This is a genomic window from Dietzia sp. DQ11-38-2, from assembly GCF_014145055.1.
GTDB lineage: Bacteria > Actinomycetota > Actinomycetes > Mycobacteriales > Mycobacteriaceae > Dietzia.
On sequence record NZ_JAALDW010000175.1, the window covers coordinates 1,598 to 14,229 of the forward strand.

The window sequence follows — 12,632 nt, forward strand, 5'->3', positions numbered from 1 at the left end:
GAGTCGAGACGCGCCACGATTCTCTGACGCAGCCGGAACGGCTGGATGGAATCCGACCAGGCGACCAGCAGGTCCAGGTCGGTCCCGCGGGCGTCGGGGAGCGAATCGGTGGCGCAGAAGTGCTGCACGCTGCGCCACACGGCGAACTGGGCCCCGGTCACCGAGAGCGGATCCACGGTCGCCGGCCGTGAGGACCGTGCCGAACGGCTCCGGGTCGGCGGGCCGGGGGCCGGGCGCGGGGGCGGCGGCGAGGTGTTCTCCCCCGACTCCACGCGCCGGCGGGCCTCCGCCATCCGCTGCTGCCGGCGTTCCGCCGGCGTGCTCTTCTCGCTCGTGTCCCAGAAGCCCGTCATGACAACGAACTTTACGCGGGTCCCGGCGGTCGCCACCGCACCAGAACGGCCGGGTGGGGCGGACCTCACATATCCAGACCGACGTCCAGTACCGCCACGGAGTGGGTGAGTCCGCCGACGGCGAGGAAGTCGACACCGCAACGCGCGTAGTCGGCGGCGACGTCCAGACCCAGACCGCCGCTCGATTCCAGCCGGGTCCGGGGTGAGATCGCGTTGCGACGCTGGACCGCCATCTGCGTCTGCCAGACGGGGAAGTTGTCCAGCAGGACCAGGTCCACCCCCGAGGCGAGCATCTGGTCGAGCTGCTCCAGGGAATCCACCTCGACCTCGCAGGGCAGGTCCGGGAACCGCTCGCGGACGGCCGCCAGGGCGGGCAGGACCCCACCGGCGGCCACCACGTGGTTGTCCTTGACCAGGACGGCGTCCCCGAGGCCGAGCCTGTGGTTGACCCCACCACCGCACCGCACCGCGTACTTTTGCAGCAGCCGCATACCGGGCAGGGTCTTGCGGGTGTCGCGGACGGCGCATCCGGTGCCCTCGAGCCGGTCGACCCAGGCACGGGTCGCGGTCGCCACCCCGGAGAGGTGGCACACGAGGTTGAGAATGGTCCGTTCGGCGGTCAGCAGACCGCGGGTCGGCGCACTGATCTCGGCCACCACGTCGCCGGCCGACACGCGGTCCCCGTCCCGGGCGTGGAGCGTCACCGAGAAGTCGGCGCCGCCTCCGACGGAGCCGTCACCATGAGGCCCGAGCACCTCGGTGAGGACCAGTTCGATCAGCGGCAACCCCGCCACCACCCCGTCGGACCGGGTCACCAGACGGGCCGTGGCCCGGGCATCCGCGGGAACGGTGGCCAGCGAGGTGGCATCCGGGCCGTACCGGAGGTCCTCCTCGAGGGCGCGCCGGATCGCCAGGAGAGCATCGGCCCGGGTATCGGGGTCGAACAGGTCGTCGTCGTCGCCACCGGAGGCCTGCGAGGTCGCGCCGGCGGCTACCCCGCCCTCTCCCCCGCCGGTCACTCGCCGGATCCCGGGTTGCCGATCGCGATCATCCGCTCGACCGACCCCCGCGCGGCCTCGGCCGTGGCGGGGTCGACGTGGACCTCGTCCGCGCCCTCGACGAGCGCGCGCAGCAGCGCGGCCGGGGTGATCATCTTCATGTAGGGGCAGCTCGCCTGCTCGTTGACCGGCAGGAAATCGATCTCCGGGGCGGCCTTGCGCAACTGGTGGATCATCCCGATCTCGGTGGCCACCAGGACCTCGCGGGAACCCGAGGCGCGGGCAGCGTCGACCATCCCGCCCGTGGACAGGATCTTGACCTGATCGGCCGGGACCGCGCCCTCGGTGGCCAGGTGCAGCGCGCTCGTCGCGCAACCGCACTCGGGGTGGACGAAGAGCTCGGCGCCCGGGTGCGCCCGGGACTTGGTGGTGAGCTGGTCGCCGTTGATCGCGGCGTGGACGTGACACTCTCCGGCCCACACGAGAACGTTGTCGCGGCCCGTCTTACGCCGCACGTGCGCGCCGAGGAACTGATCGGGCAGGAACAGGACTTCCCGATCCGGGTCGATCGACTCGACCACGTCGACGGCGTTGGAGCTGGTGCAGCAGATGTCGGTGAGCGCCTTGACCGCGGCGGTGGTGTTGACGTAGGAGACCACCACGGCGTCGGGGTGCTCGGCCTTCCACTCCGCCAGCTGCTCGGCGGTGATGGAGTCGGCCAGCGAGCAACCCGCGGCCTCGTCGGGGATGAGGACCGTCTTGTCCGGCGAGAGGATCTTGGCGGTCTCCGCCATGAAGTGGACCCCGCAGAAGACGATGGTCGACTGTTCGGCCTCCGCGGCGATCCGCGACAGGGCCAGAGAATCCCCGACGTGGTGCGCGATGTCCTGGATGGCGGGGACCTCGTAGTTGTGCGCGAGGATCACCGCGTCGCGCTCGGCGGCGAGACGGCGGATCTCCGACGCCCACCGGGCGTCGGGCTCGACGCCGGTGTACACCGCGCCGTCGTGACGGATCCTGACGGCCAGCGGCGACTCCAGCCTGCCGACGGTGCTCTCCGGCCGCGGTGCGACCGTGGTGCCGTGTCCTGTGGCAGTACTCATCGCTGCCCCCTCCCGGGTCGGTTCTGCAGACCGGTACGTCACCGGCCTTGTTTTCGACTTACAATCGAAAACATGCCCAAGTGTAACACCGGTCACGAGGTGCTCGTCGTCGTGGGTCAGGTCCGCCGGATCGCGCACCCCCCCTCCCACGCCCTGCACGTGTTGCTGTGGCAACACACGCTGGGCCCGGCGGCCGGTCGGTGGGCGCTGCCCGGCGGCGAGGTCGGGGACGACGAGGACCTGGCCACCTCCGCCACCCGCCAGCTCGCGGAGAAGGTGGACGTGCGCTCGCTCAGCCACCTGGAATCCGTGGCGGAGTTCTCCGACCCCTCGCGGATTCCCGGTCGGCGGGTCTTCGCCTCAGGATTCCTCGGTGTCCTGCCCAGTGACGCCGACCCGGACATCCCCGACGACACCGCGTGGTTCCGGGTGGACGATCTTCCCGACACCGTCTTCGATCACGCGGAGATCGTCGCCCGCGCCCGGGCCCGCCTCGCCGCCAAGCTCTCCTACTCCACTCTGGGTTTCGCGCTCGCTCCGGAGGAGTTCACCCTCTCCACCCTGGCCCAGCACTACGCCGCCGCCCTCGGCCACCCGGTCGATCCCACGAACCTCCAGAGGATCCTCACCAGGCGGGGAGAGTTGGTGCGCTGCGGACGAAGCGCGCCGCCGGGACCCTCGGGCGGTCGGCCCGCCGCCCTGTACCGATTCGCCGAGCGCAGACTGCGGATCACCGACCAGTTCGCGACTCTCCGGCCGCCGGTCGAGGTCCTCACCGGGGCTCGCGGATGAGACTCAGTCCGGGCGGTTCGGGGACACCGACTCCGGGGGCACCCCGTCCAGACCGTCCACGTCCTCCACGCCGTCCCGCAACTCCGAGGAGTGGCTGACGTGGGCCAGCGCCGCCACGGTGAACGCGGCGATCATCGCGCCGAAGGCCAGCCACCCCGCGCCGGGCGGGAACCAGTCCCACGAGGGCCCCGTGGTCCCGTAGATCATGCGGTCGAAGAACAGTGCCCCCGCCGTGGGCGGCTGTGCCACCACCGTTCCGTACGGGGCGTTCTCCGCGGTCGGGGCCAGGAGCGCGGCCACCGGTGAGGCCGCGGCCGCGGTGACCGAGCACGTCAGCCCGGGCAGCAGCACGAGGACGGGGACGCCCCCTGGGCGACGCAACCCCGGGTGGCGGTGCCACAGGGACAGGACCGCGCACACCACCGCAGCCCCCAACAGGACGATGAGCATCAGGAGTTGACTTCCGCCGTCGGCTCCGGACTCCGGGAGCCGCAGTCCCCTCCCCCCGCCGACCGAGAGCAACTCCGAGCGGGGGGCGGCCACGACCCACACCAGCAGCGCGACGACGGCCGGTCCGACGACTCCCGCGAGGGTCCCCACGGCGCGCCACGGCGGTGAGCTCAGCATGCGCCGGACTGTACCAACGCGGGCGGGGTGAACCGTCTGTGGTGTAATCGGACCCGGTTCCACCATGCTCTGACGCGGCGCCACCACGCTTTTCGGTGTGCGCGCTCGCAGGGCCGGGGCGCCAGCACAGCCCGGACGACTCGTCAGGAAGTATCCGCCAGTGGCCACCAGCACTCCGAACCCGCCGGCTCGCCGCCGGCGCGGGAAGATGGCCTACCGGCACGACATCGACGGTCTCCGCGGCCTGGCCATCGCACTGGTCGTGGTGTTCCACATCTGGATGGGGCGCGTCTCCGGCGGCGTCGATGTGTTCCTCACCCTGTCCGGGTTCTTCTTCCTGGGATCGCTCCTGCGCGGCGCCGGCCTCCCGGGTACGGCCCTCAACCCACTTCCCCACCTGAAGCGTCTGGTCCGGCGCCTGTATCCGGCGCTCGTGGTCACCGTGGCGGCGACCGTGGTGGGGACCATCCTCATCAAACCCCCCACCCAGTGGTCGGCGATCTTCGAGCAGACCATCGCCTCGCTGTTCTACTACCAGAACTGGGAACTCGCGCTCACCTCCCAGGACTACGCGGCGGCCGACGCGACCATCTCGCCGCTGCAGCACCTGTGGTCGATGTCGGTCCAGGGCCAGTTCTACCTGGTGGCCCTGGCCGTAGTCCTGGGTCTGACCGCGGTGTGGCGGCTCGTCGTGAAGCGCGGGACGCCCACGCTAATGTTGCTCGGAGTGGTGCTCGCGGGCACCGTCGCCTCGGTCTGGTGGTCCGCGTACGGGCAGACGGTCAACCAGCCCTGGAACTACTACGACACCGGTGCCCGGATGTGGGAGCTGCTCGTCGGCGGTCTGGTGGCCATCGTGTTGGCCGGGGTGGTCCTCCCGTGGCCGCTCCGCATGCTCACCACGGCCGCCGGCCTGTTCATGGTCGTGAGCACGGGCTTCTTCTTCGACGGTGCCGCCTACTTCCCCGGCCCCCTGGCCTGGTATCCGATCGGTGGCGCGCTGCTGATCATCCTCGGCGGCAACCTCCCCGACGGTGAGCGTGCGACGCCGCGCAGGGACCCGGTCACCTGGCTGCTGTCCGGGCGGGTGTTCCGCCGGCTGGGCGACATCTCGTACTCCCTGTACCTCTGGCACTGGCCGATACTCATCCTCTGGCTGTCCTACGACCGCCAGGCCGAGATCACGCTGGTGTCGGGGCTGGTGATCACCGCCGCCTCGGTGGTGTTGGCCCTGCTGACCGAGAAGTACGTCGAGCGACCCCTGCGGATGGCCAGCCGGGCGCGGAGCCGGACCACGCCCGCGGCCCAGAAGCGCGACTCGCTCCGCAAGGGGTCCGGTCGCTCCGAGCGGGAGCAGCGGCGCTTCGTCCGGGCCACCTCCCTCGTCGTGGTGTCCGCCGTGGCCAGCCTCGGCGTCGTCGGGTGGTGGACGGCCACCTCGGCCTCCCGCTCGGCGGTGCCGTACGTCGATTCACTCACCGACCCGGACCACCCCGGGGCCCGTGCGTTCTTCGACGGCGTCCCGGTCCCCGAGAACGTCGGTTACGTCCCCTCCTTGCTGCAGGTGGGCAACGACCTGCCCATGAGCACCCTCGACGGCTGCATCTCCAACTTCGAGTCCTCGGAAGTCGAGATGTGCGTGTACGGCGACGTGACCGCACCCCGCACCATCGCGCTGGTCGGCGGCTCGCATGCCGAACACTGGATCAGCGGCCTCGACGAGGTCGGCCGCCACTACGGCTTCCGGGTGGTGACGCTGCTCAAGATGGGGTGTCCGTTGACCCTCGACGCATCGGTCTCCGACAGCGACGAGTTGCTGTACGAGAGCTGCGCCGAATGGACTCCCGCCGCGCTGGCCGCCCTCGTCGGCCTGGCACCGGACTTCGTGTTCACCACCGCCACCCGGCCGGTGGGGGTCGTGGGCCCGGATGTCACGCCACGCCAGTACGTCGACCTGTGGCGGGCACTCGACCAGCAGGGCATCGGCGTGATCGCCATCCGCGACACCCCGTGGCTCAATCAGGGGCGTGGCCCGATCCGGGCCGGGGACTGCCTGGGAGACGGCGGCACCCCCGAGGAGTGCGGAATGCCCCGGGAGCGGTCCGTCGCGCCCATCAACCCGGCGGCGCTCGCCGGGGCCGGGATCGACTCGGTCCGACTCATCGACCTGACCGACGGTCTGTGCGATGCGGGGAACTGCCCCGTCGTGGTGGGCAACGTCATCGTCTACCACGACTCCCACCATCTCTCGGGGTCCTGGGTACGGTCCGCGTCGGGCGAGCTCGCCCGGCAGATGGGGCCCGCGACCGGCTGGTGGTGAGCGTCGGGGGCCCGGTACACCGGTTCGAGTCCCGATAACCACTACTGTTGGGCCTTGTGACCAACGACGACACGCAGCAGTCCGCCCCAGAGCTCATTCGTGCCTGGCCTGGTAGCGCCTTCCCCCTCGGCGCCACGTACGACGGGACCGGAACCAACTTCTCTCTGTTCTCCGAGGTGGCCGAGCGTGTCGATCTCTGCCTGATCGACAGGGACGGTCGTGAGACCTGCGTCGAACTGACCGAGGTCGACGGCCACATCTGGCACTGCTACCTCTTCGGCGTCACCCCGGGTCAGCGCTACGGCTTCCGCGTCCACGGACCGTACGAGCCGGAGCACGGGTTGCGGTGCGACCCCTCGAAACTGCTGTTGGACCCGTACGGCAAGGCCTTCGACGGCGAGTTCGACGGCCACCCGAGCCTGCACAGCTACGACCTGGACGATCCGACCAGGCGCAACACCGAGAACTCCCTCGGCCACACCATGACCACCGTCGTGATCAACCCCTACTTCGACTGGGGTAACGACCGCGCTCCCCGGCACGAGTACCACAACACGGTGATCTACGAGGCCCACGTCAAGGGCATGACCGCCACCCACCCGGACATCCCTGCCGAGATGCGCGGAACCTATGCCGGCATGACCCACCCCGCGATCATCGACTACCTCACCGACCTCGGGGTCACGGCGATCGAGCTGATGCCGGTCCATCAGTTCATGCAGGATCAGCGGCTCATCGACATGGGGCTCCGCAACTACTGGGGGTACAACAGCTTCGGGTTCCTGGCCCCGCACAACGAGTACGCGTTCGCCGAGAAGCCCGGAGACGCGGTGAGCGAGTTCAAGGCGATGGTCAAGGCGTTCCACGACGCCAACATCGAGGTGATCCTCGACGTGGTCTACAACCACACCGCCGAGGGCAACCACATGGGGCCCACGATCGGGTTCCGCGGTATCGACAACCAGGCCTACTACCGGCTCGTCGAGGGCGACGAGCAGCACTACATGGACTACACCGGCACCGGCAACACGCTCAACGTCCGGCACCCCCACTCCCTGCAGCTGATCATGGACTCGCTGCGGTACTGGGTCCTGGACATGCACGTCGACGGGTTCCGGTTCGATCTCGCCTCCGCCCTGGCCAGAGGGCTGCACGACGTGGACCGGCTGTCGTCGTTCTTCGATCTGGTCCAACAGGACCCGGTGGTCAGCCAGGTCAAGCTCATCGCGGAACCGTGGGACGTGGGCGAAGGCGGCTACCAGGTGGGCAACTTCCCGCCGTTGTGGACCGAGTGGAACGGGCAGTTCCGCGACACCGTCCGCGACTTCTGGCGGGGAGAGCCCGCCACGCTCGGGGAGTTCGCCTCCCGACTGACCGGCTCCTCGGACCTGTACGAGAACACCGGCCGCCGCCCCACCGCGTCGATCAACTTCGTCACCGCGCACGACGGGTTCACCCTCAACGACCTCGTCTCCTACAACGAGAAGCACAACGACGCCAACGGCGAGGACGGCAACGACGGAGAGAGCCACAACCGCTCCTGGAACTGCGGCGTCGAGGGCCCCACCGACGACCCGGACGTCCTGAGTCTGCGGCACAGGCAGCGACGCAACATGCTGACCACCCTCATCCTGTCGCAGGGAACGCCGATGATCGCGCACGGGGACGAGATCGCCCGCACGCAGGGCGGCAACAACAACGTCTACTGCCAGGACAACGAGATCGCCTGGATGAACTGGGAGCTCGACGAGGAGAAGGAGACCCTCCTCGAGTTCACCCGCACCCTCGTCCGACTGCGGAAGGACCATCCCGTCTTCCGTCGGCGGAGGTTCTTCGGCACAGTGCTGCGGGACGACGAGGACCCCCAGGACATCGGCTGGTTCAGTCCCGACGGCTCGGAGATGACCCACAAGGACTGGGATTCCGGCTTCGGCAAATCCCTGGCCGTCTATCTCAACGGCGAGGGCATCCACGAACCCGACGAGCGCGGCCAGCGCATCGTGGACGACTCGTTCCTGTTGCTGTTCAACGCCCACCACGAGCCCATCGAGTTCTCGTTGCTGGGGCCCGAGTACGCGCAGTCCTGGGAGGTCGTCCTGGACACGGCGGACCACCTCGAGGAGCGCAGCGGCGAGTTGGGCTCGGACGAGACGATCACGGTGGCCGATCGCGGCACGATCGTCCTGCGCAAGGTCTCCTGATCGTGGCCCACGAGGACCGGGCCGGGACCGGAGCGCTGGGCAGGGGGGCCGCCCTGGCCAGCACCTACCGTCTCCAACTGCGGACGCCCGCCTCCGATCCGAATGGCCGGGGATTCGTCCTGGCCGACGTCGAAGACCTGGTCCCCTACCTCGCCGATCTCGGGGTGGGCTCTGTGTACCTGTCGCCGATACTCGAGGCCACCCCGGGATCGACCCACGGGTACGACGTGGTGGACCCGACCAGGGTGGCGGCGGAACTCGGCGGCATCGACGCCCTGCGGTCGCTCCGGGCCACCTGCCGGGAGCACGGCCTGGGCGTGGTGGTGGACATCGTCCCCAATCACCTGGGCGTCGACCGGCCGACGGCCAACAGATGGTGGTGGGATGCGCTGCGCCGCGGCCCCGACTCGCCGTACTTCTCGTACTTCGACTTCGACACCGAGCCCGCCAACGGAGCGGATGGCCGGATAGCGATCCCGGTGTTGGGGTCACCGGAAGACGTCGGCGAGCTCGTCGTCGTCACCCCCACCGACACCGACACCTCCGACTCGGACGCGGATGCAGACCCCCAGACCGAGCTGCGCTTCTACGACCATCGCTTCCCCGTCGCCCCCGGCACCGGGGGCGGGACCGCCCAGGAGGTGCACGACCGGCAGCACTACCGCCTCGTCCACTGGCGGGAGCCGCTCCTGGGCTACCGGCGGTTCTTCACCGTGACCGGGCTGGCCGGGCTGCGCCAGGAGGACCCCGCGGTCTTCGACGCCACCCACGCCGAGGTGCGCCGCTGGTGCGAGGAGGACCTGGTCGACGGCATCCGGGTCGACCATCCTGACGGGCTCGCCGACCCGGTGGGGTACGCGCGGCGTCTCCGCGGGCTGGCCGGCGAGGACCGGTGGCTGCTGGTGGAGAAGATCCTCGCCCCCGCCGAGGTGCTCGACCCCGCCATGCCCGTCGACGGGACCACCGGCTACGACGCTCTCCGTCTGATCGACCAGATGCTGGTGGATCCCGGCGGTCAGGCGCGGTTGACGGAGCTGGCCGCCCGGTACTGCGGTGGCCCCGGCGACGAGGAGCAGGTCCACGAGCAGTCCGCCCGTCTCAAGCGGCAGATCGTCCTCGAGGACCTCGCCCCCGAGCTGGGACGGCTGACCCGGGCGGTGCGGCGTGACGCCGCTGTCGGCCGGGACGCGGGCGAGGTGACGAGTGGCGACGACGACGAGGAGGCGCAGCTCCGCGAGGCGCTGGTCTCGGTGATCGCGCACACGCCCGTCTACCGCGCCGACTACCCGGTCCTGCGAGGGACCCTCCCCGGGATCCTGGAGGGCCTTCACCGCGATCGCCCCGAGCTGGGCCCGGCCCTGGGCCTCGTCGCCGGGGCCCTGGCCCGGGCCGCGGAGGCCTCGGTCCGGTTGGCGCAGGTGACCGGAGCGGCCACCGCCAAGGCCGAGGAGGACCGGCTGTTCTACCGACTCGGACGGCTGGTCTCCCTCAACGAGGTCGGCGGCTCGCCGGGCCGGATGGGTCTGCCGGTCGACGCGTTCCATCTGGCGATGGCCGAGCGTGCCCGCGCGACCCCGCTGGCCATGACGGCGCTGAGCACCCATGACACCAAGCGCGGAGAGGACGTCCGCGCCCGGATCTCGGTGCTCTCGCAGCTGCCGGATGAATGGGCGCACCTGGTCTCCGAGGTCTTCCGGAGCTTCCCCCCTCCCGCCGAGGACGCGGGGTACTTCCTCCTCCAGGTGATCGTGGGGGTGTGGCCGGCCGGCGACGACCTGGATGGTCACGAGCTCCCCGACGACCTGCGGCCCCGCCTACACGACTACACCGAGAAGGCCTTACGTGAGGCGGCCGTGCACACCACCTGGACCAGTCAGGACGGCGATTTCGAGTCCGCCGCCCACGGGTGGATCGACACACTGCTCGACTCGGGTGGCGCGCTGCTCACCCCGTTCGTCGAGCGGATCGCCCCCGCGGGACGGGACAACTCGCTGATCGCCAAGACGACACAGCTGCTGTCGCCCGGTGTTCCCGACGTCTACCAGGGCACGGAGGTGTGGGAGGACTCGCTCGTCGACCCGGATAACCGCCGGTTCGTGGACTATGAGCCCCTACGGTCCGGCGCGGTGGCCCGCGGCGGGCACCCCAAGTTCGCGCTGGTGCGTGAGGTGCTGCGGTTCCGGCGCTCGCACCCGGCGAGCATGGCTACCGGCCCGCACCTCGCGTTGCCGGTACAGGGCCCCTCCTCCGGGGACGTGGTGGCGTTCGCCAGGATCGTTGACGGGCACGCGGCGATCGGCATGATCGCCAGACGGCGGACCGCGGTGCTCGGGGCCGACGACTTCCGCGGCACCGAGGTCGTGCTCCCGGAGGGCACCTGGGTGGTGCGCCCGGTCGGCCCGGTGATCTCGAGCCGAGTGGACGTCGGCGACCTACTGGTCGGGTCACCGGTCGTGCTGATCGTCCGCGAAGACGACTGACCACGCAGGGGTCTACCCACGGCCCTGGAGGCGGTCGGTCTCGCGACGCTCTCGCTTGGTCGGTCGCCCCGCTCCCCTGTCGCGCCGCGGCTGTGACGCCAGCACCTCTCTCGGCGGCGGCGGGGGCGAGTGGTCGATATAGCAGGTCGCGGCGACCGGCGCGCCCACCCTCTTGTTGACCGTCCGCACGACCTCGAGGACGCGGATCCGGCCGAGCGTCCCCGTCACCTGGACACGATCTCCGGGCACGACCGCCTTCGACGGCTGCACCGCCTCGCCGTTGACCTTGACGTGCCCGCCCCGGCAGGCGGCCGCCGCCTTCGTCCGCGACGGGAAGAGCCGCACCGACCACGTCCACGCGTCCACCCGCACTGCCATACGGGGAGGATAGCGATACAGCGGCGGCCAGCGGTTCGCACCCGGTCCGCCCCTCGGACCGCGATCCACCCTCGTAGCTCGGGGGGCGACTCGTGAGTGGATGGGCGGATCATCCACAGCGGTGAGGTGTGGCGTCAGGGGAGGTCGGCTACCGGGTTCATCCTCATGCTGCCGCCGCGAGCAGCACGCGCCGGATCCGTTCGGCCAGCAACCACGGCCTCTCCAGATCTGCCCACCGCCAGTGGATGACCCGATATCCGAGGGCGACGAGCTCGGCGTCGCGATCCTTCTCCCGCGCGAGTCGACGTCTCACCTCCCTGAGATCGTGTCCGTCGAAGTACTTCCCGAACCCATCGCACTCGCCGATCACCCCGTGTTCGCGCCAGAAGAAGTCGACGCGGGCGACACGATTTCCGTGTGTGTCGATGATGTCCTCCTGGGTCACCGGCGTCGGCAGGCAGTGATCGGAGAAGGTCAACCTGCTCAGTGTCTCGGCAACGCTCTCGCTCCGACCGTCCATCAGCGTCATCGCCACCCGAGCCTTCTTGAGCCCGCTTCTGCCCGCCGCCCGGTCCAGGGCGACGTGCAGTGACTCCGCAGTGGCCAACTCGCCGTAGACAGCTGCATCGGCCACCGCGACACTTGTATCCCGCCCACAGGCTCTTCCGATGTCGACCACCGTCCGATCTGGCGAAGTGACCTGAAGTCCGCCGACGGTCACGATCTCGTCTGCCTCGACCGGAGACACGTCGTGTCTCGTCAGCCTCGTGTTGCGCGATCGCTGGGCGTGGCCGTTGCGGGACACCGACACCTGCCGAAGCGGCAGTCCCCATGAGGGGAGCCCCAGCACAAGTGCAGCAGACCAGTGGGTGAACACCGGCGCCACAAGACATCTGTCCGCCGCGAGGACCATGAGGAGGTGTCGATCGTCCCGGCTGAGTTCTCGGGCGGCCGCGTCGACGTAGAACCCCGGTCTCAGACGGATCATCGCGCCGGTGGACACCGCTCTGCTGAGAGCCTGGGCGCTGGCACCCCGAGCTATCAGGTCGTCGGTGGTCAAGAGGCGTGAACGCAGTTCTTCGATTCCGGTCATGCATTGATGCTGTGCCACGGTTCTGCGTCGACCCGTCGAATCCGGTAGGCGCCCGATGACGGTGTGGACGGACACAGCGGGCTGGAATCGCCGCCGTTCGCCCCTTTCTGTGCGCTCACCACCAGGTTTCGCCTGCGAGACGGGGCGCCGCCTCGGAGCAATGGACGATCACGTGCCGCACGACCCCGTGGTTGCACGATGCACCCCGAGCGTTGCATTCTGCCCCCGGAACTACGGGGGCGAATCACACCCAGAGGGGCGGATCGCGGCGAGGGGCGGCGTGAGGG

General features: G+C 69.9%; 9 protein-coding genes and 1 pseudogene. 4 read left to right on the top strand and 6 right to left on the bottom strand.

All coding sequences use genetic code 11. The features are described 5' to 3' along the window. The 3 genes and pseudogenes from G6026_RS06715 to nadA all read right to left on the bottom strand — a co-directional run. Positions 1-353: pseudogene (locus G6026_RS06715) on the bottom strand (hypothetical protein); the annotation flags it as partial. Between the two features lie 65 nt (positions 354-418). Beyond that, positions 419-1,300 carry a carboxylating nicotinate-nucleotide diphosphorylase gene (nadC, locus tag G6026_RS06720; protein ID WP_182612712.1) on the bottom strand — a complete coding sequence of 294 codons (882 nt, stop codon included), beginning with the start codon at positions 1,298-1,300 and terminating at the stop codon, positions 419-421. Positions 1,301-1,368: 68 nt separating this feature from the next. After that, positions 1,369-2,454: a quinolinate synthase NadA gene (nadA, locus tag G6026_RS06725; RefSeq protein ID WP_107756243.1), complete on the bottom strand. Its 1,086-nt coding sequence runs from the start codon at positions 2,452-2,454 to the stop codon at positions 1,369-1,371. Positions 2,455-2,526: 72 nt separating this feature from the next. Between nadA and G6026_RS06730 the strand changes: the two genes are divergently transcribed. Beyond that, positions 2,527-3,246 (top strand): NUDIX domain-containing protein, encoded by a 720-nt coding sequence (locus G6026_RS06730; protein WP_107756242.1) that lies wholly within the window; start codon positions 2,527-2,529, stop codon positions 3,244-3,246. A 3-nt stretch (positions 3,247-3,249) separates the two neighbouring features. On the opposite strand, the gene G6026_RS06735 is transcribed toward G6026_RS06730, so the two are convergent. Then, positions 3,250-3,873 carry a hypothetical protein gene (locus G6026_RS06735; protein WP_194305656.1) on the bottom strand — a complete coding sequence of 208 codons (624 nt, stop codon included), beginning with the start codon at positions 3,871-3,873 and terminating at the stop codon, positions 3,250-3,252. 160 nt (positions 3,874-4,033) lie between these two features. Between G6026_RS06735 and G6026_RS06740 the strand changes: the two genes are divergently transcribed. The 3 genes from G6026_RS06740 to treY are packed head-to-tail and all read left to right on the top strand — an operon-like array spanning position 4,034 to position 10,874. Beyond that, on the top strand, positions 4,034-6,193 hold the full coding sequence (locus tag G6026_RS06740; RefSeq protein WP_182612705.1) for an acyltransferase family protein: 2,160 nt from the start codon (positions 4,034-4,036) through the stop codon (positions 6,191-6,193). Positions 6,194-6,249: 56 nt separating this feature from the next. Further along, positions 6,250-8,394, top strand: a complete 2,145-nt coding sequence (gene glgX, locus G6026_RS06745; protein WP_107756240.1) for a glycogen debranching protein GlgX — start codon at positions 6,250-6,252, stop codon at positions 8,392-8,394. Between the two features lie 2 nt (positions 8,395-8,396). After that, positions 8,397-10,874 carry a malto-oligosyltrehalose synthase gene (gene treY / locus G6026_RS06750; RefSeq protein ID WP_182612707.1) on the top strand — a complete coding sequence of 826 codons (2,478 nt, stop codon included), beginning with the start codon at positions 8,397-8,399 and terminating at the stop codon, positions 10,872-10,874. Between the two features lie 12 nt (positions 10,875-10,886). On the opposite strand, the gene G6026_RS06755 is transcribed toward treY, so the two are convergent. Next, positions 10,887-11,252 (bottom strand): RNA-binding S4 domain-containing protein, encoded by a 366-nt coding sequence (locus G6026_RS06755; RefSeq protein WP_182612709.1) that lies wholly within the window; start codon positions 11,250-11,252, stop codon positions 10,887-10,889. 163 nt (positions 11,253-11,415) lie between these two features. Continuing rightward, positions 11,416-12,345 carry a type IV toxin-antitoxin system AbiEi family antitoxin domain-containing protein gene (locus G6026_RS06760; protein WP_182612711.1) on the bottom strand — a complete coding sequence of 310 codons (930 nt, stop codon included), beginning with the start codon at positions 12,343-12,345 and terminating at the stop codon, positions 11,416-11,418. Positions 12,346-12,632: the final 287 nt, after the last annotated feature.

Bases quoted from the DNA above. Each gene is read 5' to 3' on its own strand.
- nadA (WP_107756243.1), bottom strand. From the start codon at position 2,454: ATGAGTACTGCCACAGGACACGGCACCACGGTCGCACCGCGGCCGGAG.
- G6026_RS06730 (WP_107756242.1), top strand. From the start codon at position 2,527: ATGCCCAAGTGTAACACCGGTCACGAGGTGCTCGTCGTCGTGGGTCAG.
- G6026_RS06735 (WP_194305656.1), bottom strand. From the start codon at position 3,873: ATGCTGAGCTCACCGCCGTGGCGCGCCGTGGGGACCCTCGCGGGAGTC.
- G6026_RS06755 (WP_182612709.1), bottom strand. From the start codon at position 11,252: ATGGCAGTGCGGGTGGACGCGTGGACGTGGTCGGTGCGGCTCTTCCCG.
- G6026_RS06760 (WP_182612711.1), bottom strand. From the start codon at position 12,345: ATGACCGGAATCGAAGAACTGCGTTCACGCCTCTTGACCACCGACGAC.